22 protein-coding genes are annotated in these 21722 nt (G+C 51.1%); 5 read left to right on the top strand and 17 right to left on the bottom strand.

Going from position 1 to position 21722, the window contains the following annotated elements:
- Positions 1-33 precede the first annotated feature (33 nt).
- Positions 34-1563, bottom strand: coding sequence for a carboxylesterase/lipase family protein (locus BDT_RS12770; protein ID WP_051026310.1), 1530 nt, complete (start codon positions 1561-1563; stop codon positions 34-36).
- A gap of 278 nt (positions 1564-1841) precedes the next feature.
- Here BDT_RS12770 and BDT_RS12765 point away from each other — a divergent pair, with 278 nt between their 5' ends.
- On the top strand, positions 1842-2612 hold the full coding sequence (locus BDT_RS12765; RefSeq protein ID WP_015091663.1) for a S1 family serine peptidase: 771 nt from the start codon (positions 1842-1844) through the stop codon (positions 2610-2612).
- Between the two features lie 67 nt (positions 2613-2679).
- Here BDT_RS12765 and BDT_RS12760 read toward each other — a convergent pair whose 3' ends face one another.
- From BDT_RS12760 to BDT_RS12750, 3 genes are all read right to left on the bottom strand, one after another.
- Positions 2680-3066, bottom strand: coding sequence for a hypothetical protein (locus BDT_RS12760; protein WP_235046119.1), 387 nt, complete (start codon positions 3064-3066; stop codon positions 2680-2682).
- 89 nt (positions 3067-3155) lie between these two features.
- Positions 3156-4256 carry a Rieske 2Fe-2S domain-containing protein gene (locus BDT_RS12755; protein WP_015091661.1) on the bottom strand — a complete coding sequence of 367 codons (1101 nt, stop codon included), beginning with the start codon at positions 4254-4256 and terminating at the stop codon, positions 3156-3158.
- Positions 4257-4317: 61 nt separating this feature from the next.
- Positions 4318-5214, bottom strand: a complete 897-nt coding sequence (locus BDT_RS12750) for a trypsin-like serine peptidase (protein WP_148278825.1) — start codon at positions 5212-5214, stop codon at positions 4318-4320.
- 61 nt (positions 5215-5275) lie between these two features.
- Between BDT_RS12750 and BDT_RS19410 the strand changes: the two genes are divergently transcribed.
- The 3 genes from BDT_RS19410 (at position 5276) to BDT_RS12735 (ending at position 7841) form a co-directional block, all read left to right on the top strand.
- The gene (locus BDT_RS19410) at positions 5276-5716 is read left to right on the top strand and encodes a KH domain-containing protein (RefSeq protein ID WP_235046118.1); all 441 of its coding nucleotides are present in this window, start codon (positions 5276-5278) and stop codon (positions 5714-5716) included.
- A 107-nt stretch (positions 5717-5823) separates the two neighbouring features.
- On the top strand, positions 5824-6579 hold the full coding sequence (locus BDT_RS12740; protein WP_200859535.1) for a DUF4423 domain-containing protein: 756 nt from the start codon (positions 5824-5826) through the stop codon (positions 6577-6579).
- Positions 6576-7841 carry a hypothetical protein gene (locus BDT_RS12735; protein ID WP_015091657.1) on the top strand — a complete coding sequence of 422 codons (1266 nt, stop codon included), beginning with the start codon at positions 6576-6578 and terminating at the stop codon, positions 7839-7841. The genes BDT_RS12740 and BDT_RS12735 overlap by 4 nt, the downstream gene beginning before the upstream one ends.
- A gap of 79 nt (positions 7842-7920) precedes the next feature.
- Here the strand turns inward: BDT_RS12735 and gltS are convergent, their stop codons facing one another.
- The 4 genes from gltS to BDT_RS12715 all read right to left on the bottom strand — a co-directional run bounded on the left by gltS (position 7921) and on the right by BDT_RS12715 (position 11537).
- Positions 7921-9105 (bottom strand): sodium/glutamate symporter, encoded by a 1185-nt coding sequence (gene gltS / locus BDT_RS12730; protein ID WP_015091656.1) that lies wholly within the window; start codon positions 9103-9105, stop codon positions 7921-7923.
- Between the two features lie 39 nt (positions 9106-9144).
- Positions 9145-9885 carry a ZIP family metal transporter gene (locus BDT_RS12725; RefSeq protein ID WP_015091655.1) on the bottom strand — a complete coding sequence of 247 codons (741 nt, stop codon included), beginning with the start codon at positions 9883-9885 and terminating at the stop codon, positions 9145-9147.
- Positions 9886-9919: 34 nt separating this feature from the next.
- Complete coding sequence (locus tag BDT_RS12720; protein WP_015091654.1) at positions 9920-10426, bottom strand: Dps family protein; 507 nt, start codon at positions 10424-10426, stop codon at positions 9920-9922.
- Positions 10427-10580: 154 nt separating this feature from the next.
- Positions 10581-11537: a hydrogen peroxide-inducible genes activator gene (locus BDT_RS12715; RefSeq protein ID WP_041578359.1), complete on the bottom strand. Its 957-nt coding sequence runs from the start codon at positions 11535-11537 to the stop codon at positions 10581-10583.
- A gap of 43 nt (positions 11538-11580) precedes the next feature.
- Here BDT_RS12715 and BDT_RS12710 point away from each other — a divergent pair, with 43 nt between their 5' ends.
- Positions 11581-12258, top strand: a complete 678-nt coding sequence (locus BDT_RS12710) for a protein-L-isoaspartate O-methyltransferase family protein (protein WP_015091652.1) — start codon at positions 11581-11583, stop codon at positions 12256-12258.
- A gap of 28 nt (positions 12259-12286) precedes the next feature.
- Here BDT_RS12710 and BDT_RS12705 read toward each other — a convergent pair whose 3' ends face one another.
- The 9 genes from BDT_RS12705 to BDT_RS12670 form a co-directional block, all read right to left on the bottom strand.
- Positions 12287-12610, bottom strand: a complete 324-nt coding sequence (locus tag BDT_RS12705) for a transcriptional regulator (RefSeq protein WP_041577822.1) — start codon at positions 12608-12610, stop codon at positions 12287-12289.
- Between the two features lie 11 nt (positions 12611-12621).
- Complete coding sequence (locus BDT_RS12700) at positions 12622-13944, bottom strand: OmpA family protein (protein WP_041577820.1); 1323 nt, start codon at positions 13942-13944, stop codon at positions 12622-12624.
- A 177-nt stretch (positions 13945-14121) separates the two neighbouring features.
- Entirely contained in the window at positions 14122-14763 is a 642-nt protein-coding gene (locus tag BDT_RS12695) for a sulfite exporter TauE/SafE family protein (RefSeq protein WP_080602404.1), read from the bottom strand.
- Positions 14760-16166 carry a cytochrome c oxidase accessory protein CcoG gene (gene ccoG, locus BDT_RS12690; RefSeq protein ID WP_015091647.1) on the bottom strand — a complete coding sequence of 469 codons (1407 nt, stop codon included), beginning with the start codon at positions 16164-16166 and terminating at the stop codon, positions 14760-14762. Before ccoG ends, BDT_RS12695 begins: the two co-directional genes overlap by 4 nt.
- A 3-nt stretch (positions 16167-16169) precedes the next feature.
- Entirely contained in the window at positions 16170-16739 is a 570-nt protein-coding gene (locus BDT_RS12685; RefSeq protein ID WP_015091646.1) for a cbb3-type cytochrome c oxidase N-terminal domain-containing protein, read from the bottom strand.
- Position 16740: 1 nt separating this feature from the next.
- Positions 16741-16905, bottom strand: a complete 165-nt coding sequence (locus BDT_RS19100) for a cbb3-type cytochrome oxidase subunit 3 (RefSeq protein ID WP_015091645.1) — start codon at positions 16903-16905, stop codon at positions 16741-16743.
- Positions 16902-19022 carry a cytochrome-c oxidase, cbb3-type subunit I gene (gene ccoN / locus BDT_RS12680; RefSeq protein ID WP_015091644.1) on the bottom strand — a complete coding sequence of 707 codons (2121 nt, stop codon included), beginning with the start codon at positions 19020-19022 and terminating at the stop codon, positions 16902-16904. Before ccoN ends, BDT_RS19100 begins: the two co-directional genes overlap by 4 nt.
- A complete protein-coding gene (ccoS, locus tag BDT_RS12675) occupies positions 19019-19174 on the bottom strand; it encodes a cbb3-type cytochrome oxidase assembly protein CcoS (protein WP_041577808.1) in 156 nt (51 codons plus the stop codon). Before ccoS ends, ccoN begins: the two co-directional genes overlap by 4 nt.
- Positions 19171-21441: a heavy metal translocating P-type ATPase gene (locus BDT_RS12670; RefSeq protein WP_235046117.1), complete on the bottom strand. Its 2271-nt coding sequence runs from the start codon at positions 21439-21441 to the stop codon at positions 19171-19173. Before BDT_RS12670 ends, ccoS begins: the two co-directional genes overlap by 4 nt.
- Between the last annotated feature and the right edge of the window lie 281 nt (positions 21442-21722).

The raw sequence follows: 21722 nt of genomic DNA, 5'->3' as shown, positions 1-21722 counted from the left end.
TTTAATTTGTCGTGAAATGATACGCGTTGTGGTTCATTTAAAGACCATTCGGCCGTCCCAGACAGACGCTTGGGCGGGGAGCTGGGTGTTGGGATTTCCGTCCCAGAAGAAGGATTTGAAGTAGGGTGCCATCGAGTCCCTCAAGGCCTCCCGGGACTGACGATTCTGTTCCGTCCATGCAAATCGGGCAAAGCTGGGCTTTTCGGTTTCAAAGTTCCCCAGGTAGAACATCGCATCCATGCCGTGCACAGCGCCAAAAACTTCTTTCCACGGGGAGGGGGTTTCTTTCCATTCAAAGGAATAACGATAGGTCTGTGGGTTGTAAGCTTTCACCGCCCAGAAGATTTCTTCCATCGTCATCTGCATCGCCAGGGACCCGGCGGCAGTGCTGGAATGGTACAGAGTCACCTTGTTGTCTTTGATAAGGTCTTCCTCTTTCAGATCTGCTGGAGGATTTTGAATCAGGGACCACAGCTCTTTGTCGGTGGGTTTGATCAGGGCGCCACCCAAAAGATAAGTCGCTTCATCGGTGGTTAAACCCAAGATCAGCGGAACGCGGTGGAAATTCCCGAATAAGATGCCCTCCACCCCATGCGGGAAAACGGCGTCATCTTTGAAGTGCTGAAACGGCACGATGTATTCTTGGGCCTGCACCAGTTCTTCGGTGGTGCGGGAATACAGGAACTGACGGATCCACTTGGTGTCCTTAGCTAGCAGATACGCTTCCGCTTGGGACTTTTCTTTCACCAAGCCGGCATTCACCACCAGATTTTCGATGAAGTCTTCAGAGCGGGTTTCCGCCACCCAGCGAGGATAGGCATTCGGCACACCCGCAGAACAAACCGCACGGTGGAAAAGATCTTTGGTAAGGGGTGTTTTCAAAAGACCCCACACATTCATGCAGCCTGCGGATTGACCCATGATGGTGATGTTGTCAGGATCTCCGCCGAAGCTTTCAATATTGGCGTGAATCCATTTCAGAACGGCGACCAAATCAAGAGTCACATAGTTGCCGGAACTGTCCCACTTGCTGCCTTTGTTCAAAGCCTCGTGCGCTAGTGCGCCCAGCATGCCCAGTCGATAGTTGGCACTGACAAAAACAACATCCGAAGATGATGCCAGCCATGCGCCGTCATAAAGAGGATCCGCGGACGTGCCTTTGAAATTCGATCCGCCGTGAATCCACAAAACCACCGGGCGTTTTTTCGCCGCGAAGGGTTTCCATACATTCAGATACAGACAGTCTTCGTTGCCAACCGGAGTTCCGAATTTTTCTGGCGGCACATTGGCAAAGAAATTTCCTTTTTGAGGGCAGGCGACAGGAAGTTTTGTGGCGTTGAGAGTGCCAATCCAAGGGGCCGGGGATCTGGGCGCTTTCCAGCGAAGATAACCCACCGGCGGTTCTGCATAAGGGATTCCAAGAAAGGCTTCGGTGTCGTGAGCAGTACGAAGGCCTTGGATTTTACCATCAGCCAATCGCGCGAAAGGGGCCGCTGCGTGGGAGTTCAAAGTCCAGCAGGTAAACAAGACCAGCAAAAGAGCAGAGTAAGCAAGTGATCGCATGGGGCCTCCGTCAATTTCAGTCTTAGCGAGCTTCGGAGGATCTTCCAAGAATAAAGAAATCGAATTTCATAAAAATCATGCAGACTTGGCAAGTTCTTTTAAAAAAATCGGTAATTACCGTCGAGGAAGAAATGTTCGGGGGCAATAATTTCCCCTCTGCAAAGGTCCGAAAAAAGGCCAGTTCCAAAGTGGGTCGCCGAGAGTCTTTGAGCATTGGGAAAAAACAGACAACGATTGATATCAGGTTTTGAAGGATTCAAAACCAGAGGGGAAATAAAATGAAAATGAACCATCTTGTTATCGCAGGCCTTATGATGATGTCTGCTCCGGTTTTCGCGAAATCTGGCTCTGTAGGGGCTAAAATCGTTGGTGGCGTTGAAGCTTCCATCGGTGAGTTCCCATACATCGTGTCTTTGCAGAGCAGCAGCCATTTCTGCGGCGGTTCCTTGATTAAGAAGAACTGGGTATTGACAGCAGCTCACTGTGTTCGTGGCGGCACGGTTAAAAAAGTTGTGATCGGTTTGCATGACCGCACGAATGCGTTGAATGCAGAATCCATCGCTCCGAAAAGAATCATCGCTCACCCGAACTACAATGCACGCACAATGGAAAATGACTTTGCATTGATCGAACTTTCTCAGGATTCTTCATACGCTCCAGTGGCGTTGAACCCTGCTGAAATCACTCTTCCGACTGACGGCTCTGAAATTTTGACGACAGTGGCTGGCTGGGGTGCAACTCGTGAAGGTTCTTACTCTTTGCCGACGAAATTGCAAAAAGTGGACGTTCCATTGGTTTCTACAGCAGCTTGTAACAAAGCTTACAACAACGGCATCACTGACAGCATGATCTGTGCTGGTTACGAAGGTGGCGGTAAGGATTCTTGCCAGGGTGACTCTGGTGGTCCATTGGTGGCTCAAGACGAAAACAATCAGACATACCTGGTTGGTGTTGTGAGTTGGGGTCAGGGTTGTGCTCGTGCGAACTACTATGGTGTTTATGCCAAAGTTAGCAACGCGATCGAGTGGATCAACAACACTGCTCAGTAATTCGATTTAAAAATTGAATTTCAAAGAACCCCTGGGAAAACCCGGGGGTTTTTGTTTTTTAGATGTATCAGCGGCAGGTTTGCGCCCATTTTTTCAAGTCGGCTGAAGATGATTGCGCGGGATTAAACCAGCGTGCTTCTTCAAACTTCCAGACAAAATCCATGCGGTGGGTGTTGTACACGTTCACATAGTGCAGTCCATCGCAAATGCCTTCAAGACCCTTATCAGTGACGTACCAGTCTGAATGATGGGCGGTGACTTCCGTGCGCTGCTGCTGGGAATCCTGACAGGTATAGACACAGCTCCATTTACGTTGGGTTCCGTACCAGGTTTTTTTATACAGTTGATATTTTTTGGAATACGGATCGGCGATGCAGCTGCAGGCCTCGGCAAAAGGCGGCGCCGTAAATTGAAGGGCCATGATTGCTGCAAGAATCCAGAATATAATCCTCATTCCCTCCAGGGATGCAAGAGCAGTTCCGGCCCGGGAAGAAACCAGACAGGTTTTGGCTGTCTATAAAATCGACGGTGCCGCCTTCCGGGTTAGCGATCGTGGTGTTTGGAGGCGTTGTAAGCCTTGCGCCCGGCCCGGTGTTGCAGAACGTGGGCAGAGGTTTCAAGCAGTGCGCACGACAGTTCGGCACAGCGGTCCAGCAGTTCATGCGCGGCATCGGTGAGGGCTTGGGTCTGTTGCACATAGCGCACGTTGTATTCCATGTTTTCAGAACTCCATCCCAGAGAGTGGGCGATAAATGGAAACGGCGGCAGGTGGTACCCGAGCTCTGAGAAAAAACCCATCATGTGGCCCGCAACGGCCTGCACATTGTCCTGGCCTCCGGTGATGATGAACCCGGCCACTTTGTTGCGAACCAGCTGGTTGTTTTTGATGGTGATCTGATTTTGAATGCAGTTAAAACGTTCGGCCATTTTATAATATAAAGAACTGGCCGAACCCCAGCGAATCGGGGTGGCGACGATCATCACGTCGGCCCAGTGAATCAGATCCTCATACACGCGATCCAGCTGGTCGGTTGGATCCATCTGCGTGATCGAGCAGGGCCAGGTGCAGGCATGTGCACTTTTGGAATAAAAGCCTTCGCAGTGGCGGAACTTCAGTTCGCGGATTTTTTGCAGACGCGTTTCATAGCCTTTGCTTTGCGCATGCTTCAGGGTTTGTTCCAGCAAAAGTTCTGAAGTCGATATGCGCGGATGAGCATTGTCCATCACGGTCGTGGAAATTCCCACCACCCGTAGGGGTCCCGGTTCCCGTTGCACTTTCCGGGTTAGGGGGTGAGGTTCATGGGAAATGCGGCCCCGGGGGGTGGCGCTGGTCAGATCCACCCACAGTTCGCCATTTTCAGTTTTTAAAGTGTAAGCCGGAACGCGGTCGGCTTCGTAGCCGGGTTCGCCAAATCCGGTGCGATAATGAAACTTGTAGTAATGCCACGGGCAGACCACATAGTCGCCTTCAAGCTGACCATCACCCAGCGGACCGCCGACGTGATTGCACACGCCCGATATGGCCGTGAATTCGCTGTCTTTGTAAATCAGAGCCAGCTTGGTCCGGTGAATTTCAATTTGCTGCAGATTCTTTTTCTTCAGCAGCTCCACCGGACCCAACTTGTGCCATTGAGGTTGTGACATGTCTTTATTGGAACCAAAAAGATCGGTTCAGGAAAGAAATGTCAGCCAAGTCTGATGAAGGTCAAAGATAAGGCAGGATGCGGGTGATGCGTGTGACATCTTCGCCGCGACAGCCTGTGCTTGTGCAGCGGTTGGAAACGGTGCAGGAACCCTGATACACAAAATCAGTGTCGCCGCGGACCAAAATTCCTTCAATCACGCCGGACGAGTTAAACACTGCGGATCCAGAGTTCCCGCCATAGGTGTCCAGATTGGCGACGAAATGTTCTGATTCTGTGGTGCTGCGGACTTTGGCTCCGGCAGCCACCTTGGTGGGAAGACCCACGGGATGTCCAATCACAACCAACGAGGCGCCGACCTTGACGCTTCCGGTTTTGCGGGTTTTCAAAACTGCATGATTGGTGACGGCTCTGTCCAGCTTGATCAGCGCAAAGTCCGATCCCGTTCCCAAAACTTCGCTGTGAATGATTTCAGCACAGCGATAGACTTCGCTGGAAGCGACTTCGCGGGGTTGAACACCTGCGGATTTAACGGCATAGCCAAAGACAAAACGGGTTTCACTGCAGTCACGAACCGAGCGGACGCAGTGACCAGCAGTGGCAATGACGTCAGGCGCTACTAAGGAGCCTGAGCAAAAGGCCGCATTTTCCTGCTCCCCGAAACGTTCTGAAGAACACAGATTGTAGGATCTGCGGAAAGTTTGGGCAGTGATGCGCGTGATCTCGGCACCTTCCTGCAGGTTTTCATCTTTGATTAAAGCGACCGTAGAGTCAGCCAGGCGGCGTTGCAGGGCGGACTTCACTTCGTAGAGGTCTTTTCGGTCATCATTGCCATAGATGACTTTCTCTTGCAGTTCCGGCGTGCCCTGGGTTGTTATTCCCGAGCTTTCACCGGGAGTGCTGTTTTCGCAGGCACTTAAGAGCATTAAGATAGAAAAACATAAAACTGTTTTTTGCATCCGTTATCTTCCTTTGATGGGGATTGGTGGGACGGCCTTGTCCCGGTACTGCATGACCCGCATGAAACAAAAAAAGGTTAACCGGATGGCTGTTTTTTTAGGTCCTATCAGAGGGGAATTTGAGCATTCCTATATTCTTGGTGGAACACTTTCCGGCCTAGGGCGGACGCGCAGGGTTGCTCTTAAGGCTGGGGATCAACAAAATGAGTGTTACGGAGAACGAAACATGTTGGCGGAGAATATGACCCAGGATGCGGATATCAGAGATCGTTTGGCGAAGGTTCTTGAGAGTGTGATTCAAGAGATGACTTCCTGCTATGAGCAAGTGGAAGTGACCTTTGCGGCCGGCGACAAAACAACAGTGTACAAGGTGACGGTGCCGCAGGAGTTCCGAGGGAAATTGATCGGTTCTCAGGGGAAGAACATCACGTCACTTCGTAACATTATCGGCGCAATGGCAGGCAATCATGGCTTTCGCGCTATCATAGAGCTTGTAATCTAAATCTGTCGCAGCGTTCCCTTTGTTTGTTGTACGGAACTCTTCGTCTATTTTAATCTTGCAACTTTGGTATTAAATGTAAAAAATCCCTCATGTCGGTGGGGGATTTTGTGTCTAATCAATTCGGTGCCCTGTTAAAAAATAAGCTCGAGGAAATTCAGAAAAAGAACCCTCGGTTTTCTTTCCGCTCTTTGGCCAAGAAAGTTGGTATCTCACCAGGTTGTTTGAACGAGCTGATGCACGGCAAGCGCCCTTTGAGTGAATTCTACGCCAACAAAATTGTTCTGGGTCTGGAGCTGGGTGCAGAGGAACGCAACGAAGTTTATTCTTTGATCTCTACGCGTTCCCGTAAATTTGCCGCACAAAAAACTTTGGCGGAAAAAGAGCTGGAATTGATTGCCAGCTGGGAGCACTTCGCGATCCTGAATCTGATCCGCATGAAAACCTTCAAGCCCGAGCCGGAATGGATTGCCGAGCGTCTGGCTTTGCCGCTGGAAAAAGTTCAGCAAAGTCTGGATCTGCTTTTGGATCTGGGCTTTATCAAGCGCAAAGGTAATTCCATCGCGCGTTCCGTGGCAAGTCTTGCCACCACCACCGATATTCCCAGTGAAGCATTGGTTCAGGCCCACGTGTCTGACATGCACAAGGCTATCGAAGTTCTGAAAAGAACTCCGACGGATCGTCGTGACTATTCCGCCATCACCATGGCCATCAATCCGCACAAAATGGAAGAGGCCAAGAGTTTGATTAAAAAATTCCGCCGTAAACTGTCCATGCTGGTTGAAGAGGGTGACATGACGGAAGTGTACAACCTGAATATCCAGTTTTTCCCCCTGACTGTTGCTGAAAGAGAGAAGCCGCTATGATCAAAAGAACCCTGTTACCCCTGATTCTGTTTTCATTCGCGGGGTCGCTGGCACAGGCCGCGTTTATCGGCGGTGATGAAAAAGGCAACGGCGGCAGTGTAATTTATTGCGAAAACCGTTTTGAAAATCAGCGTTTTGAAGTGCTGGATCTGTTTGAAGCCCGCGAGATTCAGACATTCGATATGGATGTTCTTGAAGGTCTTGAGTATAAAAAAATCCTGCGCCAGATGATTGCCCGTATGGGAGATATCAATCCAACCCGTGCGATTTTGTACACCTCGTTCCTGGAGACTTTTGACCGTGAAGCTTTGTTCCTGAAAGGCACCGAGTTCACCGACATCCCGGATCGTGGCTGGGGTGCTTTGCCAAAGGGTTGTATCCTGGTTCAGGGGGCAGTTCAGTACAAACGCCCAAGCATCAAGGGTCATCGCTATTACTTCAATAAAGATGTCTGGGATCGCATGACCAACACTCAGCGTTCAGCGCTGGTATTGCATGAGTTCATTTACCGCGAAGGTCTGCAGCCGGAAAATAACTTCCAGACTTCCAATGGTGTTCGTCTGCTGAACGGCTTCCTGCATTCCACAATGATGCGTGACGTGACCTTGCCTCAGTACATTGATCTGTTGCAAAGATCAGGTCTGCAGCTGGCCGACGTGAATGGTTACCACGTGTTCCTGCACTCCGGTCAGGAAACGGGTCGTGGTCAGTCCTACAGAGTATCCTTTAATGAAACAGGTGTTGTTACGTCCGCGACGCTGGCAAGATCGTTTTATCTTTCCGGTCCGGGTGGGCGTACCATGCCGGTTTATTGTGGGGCCACTGAAACAAAGGCTGTAGAGCAAGGTGGCGGCATCATCTCTTTCTGGCCAACAGGAAGGGTGAAACGCATTCAAATGGGTTGCACGTCTGCGGGTTTTGTTTTGCGTTCGAAAGAATCCATTGGTCAGGCGACAGCTTCCGAGCTGATTTATAATGAGCAGGGTTTGCTGACTCAGATCAAAACTCTTCAGCTTGAGTTGAATCATGTTGATTACAGCCTTCGTTCGACTCGTCCAGGTGGTTTTATCAACTTCTATCAGACGGGCGAGCCTGCTCAGATTTGCATCGGTAATTATTATGCCGATCATCAGCGCAGCTGGATGCGTGATGCAAGCGGTGAAGGTGTTATTGTGGCCCAGTCCGGACACGACACCTTTGGTTTGACTCTGGATGGTCGCATTTTTGAGTCCTTGAAGACCCGCTGCGGCTTCGAACAATAGTCTTTTCAGACAGAGTTCTTCAAACAAAAAAGCCCGCTGGATTCAGCGGGCTTTTTTTATTTGGTATTTTACTGTGGTATCAGTTGCCAAACATGTTGATACAGAATGTGACCAGCGCGGCATTGATAAAGTCAATGAAGCAGGAACCCACCAAAGGAACCACCAGGAAGGCCTTGTAAGCATGGCCATAACGCTGACTGAGTGAATGCATGTTGGCCATGGCGTTGGCGGTGGTGCCCATCATAAATCCGACATAACCTGCACTCATTACCGAGGCCTCGTAATCCTTGCCTCCGACCCAGAACGCAGGTCCCACGGCGGTGACCGCGACCAGAACAGCCTGCACCGTCAGGAAAACCAGAATCGGTAAGGCGGCGTTTTTCAGCTCTTCCAAGCGCAGACTCATGATGGCCATGGCAATGAACAGGGTCAGGGCCACCGAGCCGATCTCTTCAATCCATTCCGGGGATATTTTAAACACCGGCTTAGCATCTTCGATATTGCGGAAGATCGCCGCCACCACCATGGAACCAATATAGATGGGCAGGGTGATTTGCAGGGTGCTGATCCACGAACTGATCGTGGTCCCGATGCCCATAATCAGAGTCAGTGCCAAAAGGTGCATCAACAGATCGCGACCGGCGAAGGATTTCAGGATCATGGATTCATGCGGTTCGCCGCTGTTGTGATCTACCGGGTGCTTCAGCTTCTTTTTATTGATCAGATAAGTCGCCAGGGGAGTTCCAATCAATCCCCCCAGTACGATGCCACCCATGGCGGTGGTCAGGCCGATGACAGAGGCACCTTCGACGCCGGCGGCCTCAAAGACGGGACCGAATGCCAAAGCCGTGCCCGGGCCACCGGTTAAGGAAACCGCTCCGGTCAGAACCCCCATCAAAGGATGTTCGCCCATCATTTTAGCCAAGCCGATCCCGGCCACGATTTGTGCCACCAGGCCGCCGATGGTCAAAAGCAGGAAGAACACGACAGCTCTGCCGCCCTCTTTTAGCAGGCGCACAGACGCGGAATAGCCGACTGACGTGAAAAAGGTGATCATCAGGGCTTCTTCAAAGGCCTTGTTGAATGTCAGCACGAAAAGGCCGTTGGCCTTCAGGATGGAGATGATGACGGCGACAATAAATCCACCGATAACCGGTGACGGAAGATTGTACTTATCCAGAACATGGATTTTGCTTTTAATATACCGGCCGAAATAGACGACCAGTGCTGCCAGGGCGACGGTTTGAAATGCTGTTAATGTCATGACAAAAGCCTAGCGTGGCCCGTCGCCGCTGTCCACCCTTTAGCTGATCAGCCAGTTCATCAGAACCACGGACAGGGCGCCTGCGACAAATTGCTTTTGCCACAGATAAGTCATGCGCGTTTCTTTCATTTTGGCGAAGATTTCCTCCAGGGTCACGCTGATCATCGCGCCGCCGGCGAAAGCCAGAATGAACGGCAGGGATGCCGAAGTGATGCTGGTAAAGATTCCACCCAGGGCTCCACCCAGAATCTCCATGACACCAGTCATTGCGGCACCAAAGAAAGAAACCTTGCGGGACATGCCGATGGATAGGAAAGCCGCCGCAGTGGCCAGGCCTTCCGGAAAGTTTTGAAACACGATGGCGCCCACTACTGTCCAGCCGTTGGCGGCGGAAATGGAGTCAGCGCTCAGCGCAGCTCCCGAAGCCAAACCTTCGGGGAGGTTGTGCAGCATCATAGCCGTCACGAAAAGCCAGGCTCTTCGATGAACAGACCATTCGGAGGGCGACACGCTATGGATCAGATGACTCAGCCCATAGATGGAAGCCACACCGAGCGCCAGGGCAAGAGACACCCCGAAGGAACTGTGTGTGCTTGAATAAGCAGGCCCGATCAGATTGAAGGCCGCTGCCGCCAGCATCATTCCGATGGCAAAGTCCAGATTCAGACTGCGCCATGGGTTCCAGCCGGTGGTTTTGTTTTTCAGAATGGGAAGAGCACCGAGCATCGTTGAAAGCCCGGTGATTCCTCCTGCCAATAATCCCATCAGTGCGCTGCCCATGTTCTACATCCTTTCTCGATGATTCAAATCGGGATCAGGATCTGTGACTGCGGATCATCCAAGCGGCTTTTTCGTGGAAGCCGATCAGGTCTTCGTACAAAGTCACAGCACTGGTTTCTTCCGCATCTTCCGCGGTTTCCAGTCGGGATTTCAGGGCGATAGCCAGATTCGTGTGATCCTGGCTGAGCATTTCGATCATTTGATTGGCGGTCAGTTTATCCGAAGCCTCCTGGATAGAGGACAATTCGCGGAACTCTTTGAAGCTGCCCGGAGCTTTGACTTTCAAAGCGCGGATGACTTCCGCCGTGCGATCGACGAATTCAGCCAGCTGGCCGTATTGTTCTTCAAACATTTTGTGCAAAGAGAAGAACAACGGGCCTTCCACATTCCAGTGGAAGTTTTGGGTTTTAAGTTGCAGCAGATATTCTTCTGCCAGGGACTTTTTCAAAGTCTCAACGACAGAATCTGTTCCGGTTTCAACGGACTTCAGATTGCTGACGGATTTACTTTCGTTCAGTGATTGGGCGTTTTGTGATCTCATAAAATTCCTCCTTGTCACTGTCAGAGGGGTCCGTTGCAGGAACCCCGCTCTTGCCTGTAAACAGGATAAGCCAGTGTGGAGGAGGTGAACAGTTCTCTTTTTCTATAGGACCTATAGATTATGTCTATATGCTGTCTATAGGCATAGATGAAAACTATTTGAGATAGCCGAGCGGATTGTCGATTTTCAGTTGGTTTTTACCTCGGGTGGCGGACAGGCCTTCGGGCAGGTTTCTCTTTATGGTTTCAATTAGCGCCTTCAAAAGAGCCTTTCTTTGGAAGTGCGGCCCGTGAACCAAACTCACTTCCCGGGTTGGGACAGGATCTGAGAAAGGTCGCAGACGCTTTTTGTCCTGCACATCCAAAGCCGCCAGATACGGAAGCAGTGTGAAACTTTCACCCTGGTCCACCAGTTTTTTTAATGTCTCAAGACTGCCGCTTTCAAAGGTGAAGCTGCGGTCCATCACCGAAGGCGCCTTTTTGTTGCGACAAAGGGAAAGACTTTGTTCGCGGAAGCAGTGACCTTCGTTCAGCAACAGCACGTCTTCAGACGACAGATCCTTTTCATCCAGGGATTTCTGATTCAGCAGGGGATGCCCCTTGGACAGATACACATTGAAGGGTTCATAGAACAGAACGTGATTGGCGATGTTCAGATCATCAATCGGGGTGACGATGATGCCCAGATCCAGACTGTGATTGCGGATCTTTTCAATCATCGCTTCGGTTTGCAGTTCTTCAAAGGTCAGATGCAGACTGCTGTGCGCATCCTTGATCTTTTTTAGGAACAGCGGCAGCAGATAAGGCGCCAGGGTCGGGATGATTCCGATGCGCAGTTCGCCGCACAGGGATCCTTTGGCATCATCGACAATTTCTTTCAGATGCTGGGAACCTTTGACGACCAGGCGGGCCTGTTGCAGGACTTCTTCGCCGACCGAGGTTGCGCGGATGGGCTGTTTGGTGCGATCAAAAAGAATCACACCCAATTCCTCTTCCAGTTTTTGAATTTGCATGCTCAGCGTGGGCTGAGTGACATGGCATTGGCGGGCAGCGTGGCTGAAGCTGCCTGTATCGGCGACGGCAAGAATATATTCGAGTTGAGTCAGTGTCATGATACAAGCTTGCCGTTCGGGAAAAAAGCTTGCAAGCTTAATCATGGGCTTGTCATTGGAACACTATCAACAAGGTGTCTTGAAGCGCGCATTGCCACTGTCTGAAAAAGTGGTAGAGGCTTTTTACAGTCAACCACGCCACGTCTTCGTGCCGGAATACACAGTGGAAGAGGCCTACGAAGATCATCCCTTGGTGCTTTTCAACAGTCCGCCTTTTGTATCCACTATTTCCCAACCCAGCTTCGTTCTGCGCATTCTGGATCTGCTCAAACTTGAACCCGGTCAGAAAGTATTTGAACTGGGTACGGGCAGCGGCTGGAACACAGCGATGATGGCCGAGATCGTCGGCAAAGAAGGCAAAGTGGTGTCAGTCGAAGTGATCGAGGAGCTTGCAGTGCGAGCCCGGAAGATCCTGAGCGAACGTCACCTGTCTCAGGTGATCGTTAAAGCGGGGGATGGCTTTGAAGGCGATACCGCCAACGGTCCGTATGACCGGGTTATATTCACGGCCGGATCGTCCGAGTTTCCACAGAAAGTGTTTGCGCAATTGAAGGAATCCGGATGGATGGTGTTTGTGCGTAAGACACAGGGATCACCAGATATGCTGGAGCTGATTCACAAGGTGGGCTCAGAGCCGCATGTTGTGACGTCAGTGCCTTGTTCTTTCGTTAGTGTGGTCCGGGAAAAAACGGGGCCTGATTCGAAAGAACACAGTCTTTGAATCAAGCCTCCGGTGGGTGAGCAGGGTCTCATCCCAGGAAATCATCTTTCGGTTTTCGGTCACGGTTCGCCGGAGCTTTTGGCTTTAGCTCCATCACACGTTCTTTCTTTTCCTCGTCAGCTTTCACCGGCTTTTCCTCGGGTTCATCATACAGGTGATAATGCGATGCTATTTCAGCGAACTTTTCACTGGCTTCGTCGATCGCCATTCCGACTTTGCGTTCCAGCAAATCGACGATGGACTGGGCATTGCCTTTGGTGCTTTCAAGGTCATTGTCCGAAAGCTCACGCCATTTCTGCATGAGCTCTCGTTTCAGTTCCTGCCAGCCTGGACCAGGAATTTGTGATGCCATAGGGCACCTCCTTACTCTGTTTCGATCACAAGATCAATACGACGATTCTGTGCTCGTCCTGCAGCCGTGTTGTTGTTACCAACTGGATTGTCATAACCCATTCCCACGGACTCCACTTTATCCGCGGGCAGAGTTCCCTGGGATACCAGGAAGTTCTGTACGGATTGAGCACGTTTTTCAGAAAGGGCACGGTTGGCTTCAGCGCTGCCCACGTTATCCGTGTGACCTTCCACGATCACTTTGGATGGTGTGACCCCGGCCAAAGCTCCTTCGACTTTTTTCAACAGCGCCTGATTTTTAGGTCCCAGATTGGCTTGGGCTGTTGGGAATTGCAGACCTTTCAGGCGCACCATCAGCTTGCCATTTTCGGTGAACACTTCAGCTTCGTTGGGTCTTAGCTGGCTGCGCAGCGCTTGGGCACGACCCAGCAGGGCTTGCTGTTTCTGCAGCTCCATGCGCTGACGTTCGGCTTCAGTTTGCACTGTTTGCAGCTCTTGTTCTGCACTGGAATATTCCGTGCGCAGGCTTGAAATTGTGCGCTGCTGACGTTCCGCCATCAATACCAGTTCTTCCGAATTTCCGGCGTTGACCTTGCGGGTGACATCCATCAGGTGCTGGGATTCACGGGTGGCATCCTGGGAGGCACGGGCGATGATGGCGGGATTGCGCGGATCTGCTTTGATCAGCTTTTCGGCATTTTCATACTTCATCGCAGCCATACCAAAGGACTTCGGTGCATTTTTGTCGGCACCGGCTTTTTTAGCCGTGTCCAGATTGTCTTTGGCTGTTCCCAGATAAGCTTTGGTGACAGACATGATCTCCAGCTCGCGATAGCGGCTGATGATTTCGTCTCCGCGTTTGTCAGCGGGGCTCAGGTTGCCTTTTTCAATGGCGACGGTGATCTTTTCCAGATCCTTGCCGGCTTTGTCCCATTCTTTAGGGTACAGTTTTGGGGCTCCGGCTTTCATTGCACCTTCGCGGGCATCGGTGATTTGTCTCATCGATGTACGGGCGATTTCAGCGCGGGTGTTGGCTTCGCTCAGCCAGCCGCGGGAATAGGCGACCTGTTCCAGAATATCAGCATTGGGTTTGTCTTTTTCCTTTTTCTGTTTTGCTTTTTCCAAAGCTTTGGTGGCGTCCGTGAAGTTTTCTGGTGACAGCACGTCAATTTGTTTCGAGCGGGCCTCGCTGATCATGGCTTCGGTTTTTTCAATCTCGGCCGTCGGATTGGCACTGGAAGATATTGGCTGCACGCTTGGCGGCTTGCTGGCGCAACCTGCGATAAATCCGGCAACAGCCACAGATGCTAGTACCTTATGAGTCCGGGAAACCATAGAACGCCTCCTTCATAGAAGTAAACGAATGTGTTTTAAATTCTTGATTTAACGCTAATCCCGCGGAAGGAAAGCTTACAAGGAAAACAACCCGGAACCGGCGAATCCCTGCGTACTAACAAGCAGGCTCGGCTAAGGAAAGGTCGTGTTTGTTGCGAGATGGAAATATCAACTGAACTAGTGCATCAGCATAAAGCTGCCCAAAGAATACAAACCTGCCACGATCAGCACGCCACCAGCAATGCGTTGCTGGCGAAGTCCGGCGTGTTGAATGCCTTGACGAACCATCATGGGAACAGCACTTAATGCGGGTAAACCACCCAGCCAGAAAAGACCCAGCGTCAGACCACCAGCCCACGGGCTTTGAGTGGCAATGGCCGCAGTGACGTAAGTGTAAAGCCAGCCGCAGGGAAGAAGGGCTGTCAGTAATCCCACGACAAAGCCGGACTTTCTGACATGGAAGGCCTGCAGCCTTTTGATCACACTTAAAATGGAATGAGAAATCTTATTCGCAGACAAACGCTGTTGCCACGAAGCGGGCAGAATCAGACGAGCCCCGGAACCTACCAGCACCAATGCCAAAAGTATCGCCGAAATCCAGCGCAGGGTCACAAACTGACTGTTCAGGAAAAACTGCCCCAGAGATCCCGCCAAAACACCCAACAATACATAAGAGCACAAGCGACCCAGATGATAACTTAATAAACTATTGCGAGCACTCATCAGCGTGGCAACAGGTCCGCACATTCCGGCACAATGCCAGCTGCCGAAGAAGCTGGAGGACAATATTCCCAATGCCAGAAGTGCTGATGACATCATTGTGACCTCGGTCCGACAAGAATCAGTTCGCGGCGGGTCTTGAAACCTTCCGGAGCCAGTTCGTCCTGAACATTCACTTCTGTTTTTAGTTGTCCATTTGCCGGGATCACAGATGTCGGGATTCTGACAAAGAAATACCATTCACGTGATTCACCCGGCGCCAGATGAATCGGATTTTCCGCCACCTGAACCTGGATTCCCTGGTCCAGAAGTTGTTGAGGCAAGGTCAGATTGTAGCGGGCCCGCAAGGCGCCCTGATTTTGGATGTGCAGACGGAACTGATTTAAAAGGACTTCCTGACCATCACTGTTTTTTACGTAAGAATAGGGCAGACCGGCCCCGCGAAGGACTGCGATATGCACCGGTTCGCGCGTACTGACCGCGTAAGCCAGGCCGCCAATCAAACCCGCAATCGCCAGGATGTAAATCAGTGAACGTGGTTTAGCCAAAGAGATCTTGCTGCCATCCAGAGTGTCATAGCGAATCAGCCCTTTGGGCTTTTTCACTTTTTCCATGATTTCATCACAGGCATCAATACACGCGGTGCAGGCGATGCATTCCATTTGCAGGCCGTTGCGGATGTCGATGCCAGTCGGGCAGACTTGCACGCAGCGATTGCAAGAAACGCAGTCGCCGGCTTTTTGACTGGGTTGAGTGGTGCCTTTGCGGGGTTCGCCGCGATTCACATCATAAACCACGGCCAGGGATTTTTGATCCAGCAGCACGGACTGAATACGCCCGTAAGGGCACATGATCACGCAGAACTGTTCACGGAACCATCCGAAATCGAAAAGAATGATGGCCGTGAAAAACAGCACCAGCAGGAAATAAGTCATGTTCTGGGCCGGTGAGCCTTGGGTCATTGCCAGCAGTTCACTTGCGCTTACGAAGTAGGCAATAAAACTGTGGGCAATCACAGAAGACACGACAAAAAACAGGAACCATTTCAAAGACACTTTGCGGATTTTGGTGAAGGTCATTGGTCCGTCACGCAACTGACGGCGTTGAATGTAGGTGCCTTCCACCCATTTTTCAATACGGCGGTAAACGGCATCAATGAACACAGTCTGCGGGCACGCCCAGCCACACCAGACGCGACCCCAGATCGAGGTCACAAAGGCCAGGCCCAGAGTCAAAGTTCCGACGATATAAAACAGCATCGGCGCATCGTGGGCTTTAAACAGAACCCCAAACAGAGCGAACTCGCGTTTGGGGATGTCCAGCAGAATGGTCTGATGACCATTGAAAGTCGTCCAGGGCAGGATCAGGAACACAATCAGCAAAACGATCTGAGTCCAGTCACGATGACGGCGGAAGCGGCCCCGCACTTCTGCGGGGATGATATTCAACCGGTCGCCGTGCTCATCAACACTTGTCAGCTTTCCTGAATCCAACCCTGACATAACTTACTCCACTGTCTCGACAGCCTCACCTTGAGGCTCTTTCGCGCCCGCCGGGTTGCTGCCTTTTTTGGACAGAATAAACGCCGACACGGCATAGATTTCATCTTTTTTCATGACCGGCCCCCATGGCGGCATTCCTTTTTCAGGAACCCCGTCACGAATGACCTTCACCACATCCATACGAGTGGCTTTGCCATGCATCCAGAATTTATCTGTTAAATTGGGACCAATCAAACCTTGCAGCTCCTGGCCATGGCAGGAAGCACACTTCGAGGCAAACTGCGCAGCACCCACTGCCAGTACGCCGTCTTTATCAAACGCGGCCTGCAGGGATTCCTCGGTTTCCATCGGTGACGCCGTTGCGGCCTTGGCCTGAACCTGTTCGATTTCAGTCATCGCCACTTTCAGTTCATCCTGCAAAGTCGGGCCACCCCCCAGCTCATAGTGGATGTAATAGAGGAAGGCGAAAATGATAGTGAGGTAGAAGGTCCACAGCCACCAGGTTGGCAGGGGATTATCGTGCTCGATAATCCCGTCATATTCGTGGAATTTTTCCTTGTTATCGTCGCTCATTTTATTCTCCGTCTTTCAAAGGAATCTGTTCCATGTGCGCGTAAATTTCTGAGCTGTGTTTGCGGTAAACCCAGATCAGCACTCCTACAAAGAACAGGAAGAAGATCAAAAGTCCCATCGCGGTCAGATGCGTGTCAGTGAAAAATTTCAGTCCTTCCGATTTCATTGTGCTTTTCCTTTCTGACCCAGGGACTGCAGGTAAGCAATCAGGGCCACGATTTCCTTGTCTTCAAGACCTTTTGGAGCGCCGTTGGATTCCAGATCCGCAGCGATCTCTTTGGCCTGTTTCTGAGCATAAATGTCGGCGTTCGCCACAACATCATCTGCATAAGGAACATCCAGCTGCTTCATGACGGACAGTTTTTTACGCAAAACCAGGAAGTCGGTTTTTTTGTCTGCCAGCCACGGATAGTTCGGCATGATACTTTTCGGAGTCACGGCACGCGGATCCAGCATGTGGCTGTAATGCCACAGGTTCGGATATTTCTTGCCCAGACGGGAAAGATCCGGACCGGTACGTTTTGAACCCCATTGGAACGGACGATCGTACATGGACTCTTCCACGGTGGAGGCCGCTCCATAACGCATTACTTCGGAAGCGATCGGGCGAATCTGCTGGGAATGGCAGACGTAGCAGCCTTCCTTGATGTAGATATCACGACCCGCCAGTTCCAGCGGTGAATAGGGATCTACGATGTTGTTTGGATTCACATAGCGGTGCAGGGACAGCGTCGGGTAAATCTCGATCACGGAACCCACGGCAATTGCCAGGAACGCCAGGACAGAGAACACGGCTCCCATACCTTCCAGTTTGCGGTGACCCTTGGTCAGCTCGTCATAACCGGAACGGGATACTTCAATGTAAGAATCATGTTGTTCTTTTGGAGCCAGCTTGATGGTTTTGTAGATGTTGTAACACATCATCACGAAGCCCACGATGAACAGGAATCCACCCAGAGCACGAACCCAGTACAGCGGAACGATACGAACCACAGTTTCGATAAAGTCCGGATACACCAAAGTACCGTCTTCACCGACCGCCAGCCACATCAAACCTTGAGTGATACCGGCAACAACCATGGAAGTGTAGTACAGAAGCACACCGGTCAAACCGATCCAGAAGTGGTTTTCCAGAAGTTTTTTGGAGTACAGTTCAGTTCTCCACAAACGTGGCACCAGATAATAAACCATACCGAAAGTCAGGAATCCATTCCAGCCCAGAGCGCCAGAGTGAACGTGACCCACGATCCAGTCAGTATAGTGACCAACTGCAGAGATGGACTTGATGGAAAGCAGAGGCCCTTCGAAAGTGGACATGCCATAGAAGGTCAATGCCGCCACGAAGAACTTGATCAGGGGCTCGGTTCTTAGCAGGTGCCAGGAACCTTTCAAAGTCAAAAGACCATTGATCATACCACCCCAGGACGGAGCCCACAGCATGATCGAGAAGATCATCCCCAAAGTCTGCGCCCATTCCGGCAGGGAAGTGTAAAGCAAGTGGTGCGGACCGGCCCAGATATAGATAAATACCAACGCCCAGAAGTGAATGATACTGAGGCGGTAAGAATACACCGGACGATTCGCGGCTTTCGGTACATAGTAGTACATCAGACCCAGGAACGGAGTGGTCAGGAAGAATGCCACGGCGTTGTGTCCGTACCACCACTGAACCAGCGCATCCTGAATACCCGCATAAACCGGATAGGACTGCAGGAATGTCACCGGGATCTCGATAGAGTTCACGATGTGCAAAACCGCCACCGTGATAATCGTTGCAATATAGAACCAGATCGCCACGTACATGTGTTTTTCACGGCGTTGGCGCAGGGTCATAAAGAAGTTGATCGCGAAAATCACCCACACAACTGTGATGGCGATATCAATCGGCCATTCCAGTTCCGCGTATTCTTTGGACTGAGTGTAACCCAGCGGCAAAGTGATGGCGGCAGAAAGGATGATCAGCTGCCAGCCCCAGAAGTGCATTTTGGAAAGCACATCCGAAAACATTCTGGTTTTCAGCAGTCTTTGGCTGGAATGATAAATCCCGGCAAAGATCGCATTTCCGGCAAAAGCAAAGATCGCGGCATTGGTGTGCAGCGGTCTAAGACGGCCGAATGTGATCCATTCCAGATTGGCGTTCATGGGCCAATAAGCCAGTTGCAACGCTGCGATCAAGCCAAAAAGAAACGCAGCCCCGGCCCAGATCAAGGTCGCCAGGACGAACTTTTTGACAATATCGTCATCGTAGTAAATTTTTTCGATGAGATTTCCCGATGTGTTCACGATTTTTTCCTTTCGTTTTCGTCATCTAAAATACGGTGTGCTGGTGTCTCGAGGTCATCGAACTGACCTTTGTTGGTGGCCCAGAGAAAGGCAGAGACAAAGCCTATTCCCAGAATTAATGCCATGGGGATCATCAATAAGATAATGTTCATCGGAAACCCCACAATGAAGAAAGAATGATAATGATAGAGCTGATCGGCATCAGAATCGCGGCCATCAGCGGATCAATGAACCCAGCCAAAGCCAGCAGTCCGCCGACAGTATTATAAACCAGGGAAATGCCCAGATTGCGTTTCAGAACATTCTGAGTCTGCAAAGAGATCTGCATCAGATCAAAGAAGGGCGAAAGACCCCCGCGAGTGAAGTACACATCCGCGCTGTTCAGGCTTAAGTCCACGCTGCCTTTCACGGCAATACCAACATCCGCGGCCTGAAGGCTGAGGGAATCGTTGGCGCCGTCGCCGATCATGCAGGTGTTTTTATGGCGGATCAGAATCTCTTTTTTGTCTTCAGGGAACAGTTCGCCATGTGCGTTTTCTTTGGCTATGCCACACTGGGCTGCCGCCTGATAGACGCGGCTTTTTTTGTCCCCGGAAAGCAGGAAGCAGTTCATGCCGTGTTTTTTCAGTTCTTGAACGGCTTGGGCAGAGTCTGCACGCAGTTCATCCAGGAAGTAAAGACGGCACAGGCTTTGACCCTCGCAAATCACTTCGATGGCGGTTTCATCCTCGTGAGTGCTTTCAGACAGGTGACGGATTTCATACAGCTTTCCGTCGATCAGGCCTTTCACACCTTTTCCCAGAATTTCCTGGGCTTGTTCCACGACCGGAAGACTTTCCGGATGAGGCCACGCTTTACGAAGTGCAAAGGCCAGCGGGTGGTAAGAGCGAGCTTCCAAAGCCAGAATGCGGGCTTGCAGGCGCGGAGAAATGATGGCCGGTTCAGAGTGGGATAGCGACAGATGCCCTTCAGTCAAAGTGCCGGTTTTATCAAAGAAGATGTTTTTAACTTCCAGCATGCGCTCAAGGCTGGTCGCATCTTTTAATAGAATTCCCAGACGCTGGGATTTCTTCAGAGCCAGTCCGAAAGTCAGCGGCGAGCCAAAGGCCAAAGCACAAGGGCAGGCCAGCACAATCAGCGCCAAAGAGCGGTTGAAGGCTTCCGACATATCCACACTGGCGTATGCCAGGAAGAACAAAACCGCGATAGAGAAAACAGTTATAATCAGATATTGAGCCAGGCGGTCAGTCAGTGCGATGAAGCGGCTTTTTTGCAAAGCCCCCTGATCCAGCTGCTGCAGAAGCTGACCCAGTTTGCTTTCGGCAAAAGTCACATTCATGCGGATCAAAACACCGTCATCCAGAACCTTGGTGCCGGCAAACAAAGTCATTCCGGAGGAAAAGACTTTAGGAAGGGATTCGCCGTTAAACAGCGACATGTCCAAAGTGGCATGGGACGACATCAAAGTCGCATCCGAAGGCAGGCTTTGCCCCTGTTTCAGCTTCAGCACATCGCCGGATTTTACGGAAGACCACGGGATCACGGCGGCCTTGCCACCGTCAACCCGCTCGTATTTTTCCATCTGGAAGAAGGACTTCATACGGGACGGGGACAGGTAGTTCTGCTGCACGCGTTTCAATAGATAGCGTGCGGACAGGATGAAGAACATGAAGCTGGCAGTGCTGTCGAAATAGATGTCACCATTTCCACGGATCAGGTTGGCCGTGGACAGCGCAAAACCGGAAAGCATGGCGATAGTGATCGGCAGATCTACATTGATAACTTTGTACTTCAAAGAGTTCCATGCGCCCTTATAGAAAGGCTGCGCTGAATACAATAGAATTGGCAGGAACAGCGCGAAGCTCAGCCAGTTAAATACAGTCGCCCAGCTGCCGGCAAGTCCGGCATACACCGGAATCACAAACAGCATGGTGTTCCCGGCACAGAAACCAGCCACCGCAATTCTTTTCAGGAAGCTGCGATTTTCAGACTGATAACGTTCAGCCAGATTGTCCTGGGCGGCCAGAGGGGAAGGTTTGTAACCAAGCTCAGCAATCACGTGCGCCACTTGCGCCAAGGAACCGTCATCGGCAAGTTTGACGGTGACAGTGCTTTGACCGAAGTTCACACGCGCAGTTTCGATGCGATCATAAAATTCAGGAAGTTTTTCCAGCAGGTGAACGCAGGAAGAACAGTGCAGTCCCTCTGCAAAGAACAGATAGTTAAAGTCCTGCTGTGGGTGGGAATAAAGCTTACGGAATTCAGGTTGATCCAGATAAGCGAAGGGATTTTGTTTTTCACCCAGTACCGGCATCTGTCGCACATGCAGGTCCAGCATTTCACACGCAGAACAGCAGTACACGGGTTCTGTTGTTCCCGCTCGGCAGTAGGCGCATTCGTGTAGGGTGGCTGTGCTCATAAACTCCTCGACCTGTCTCAAATATGCCTTTCTCCACCCCGCCCCGATATGATCGGCATCATGTTCCCCAAAATAGTCGCAAAATGTGAGGTGGGTTGGAGGCACAGGTGCTTCAATTTGCTGCACTTTACAGGCTATTTCTAAACTGGGACGGTCTAGAAATAGTCCATGCTACGGCATCCGGGGGATCCCGTTCCATGATCCAGATCAAATTCCCGCCGTTTGCTTCTAAAGTAACCATAATGTTATATATAACGACTAAAAAAACAGCGCAACTTTTT

The organism is Bdellovibrio bacteriovorus str. Tiberius, assembly GCF_000317895.1.
Classification (GTDB): domain Bacteria; phylum Bdellovibrionota; class Bdellovibrionia; order Bdellovibrionales; family Bdellovibrionaceae; genus Bdellovibrio; species Bdellovibrio bacteriovorus_F.
The sequence above is the reverse complement of the archived record's forward strand: the minus strand, read 5'-3'. Positions and strand labels throughout refer to the sequence as shown.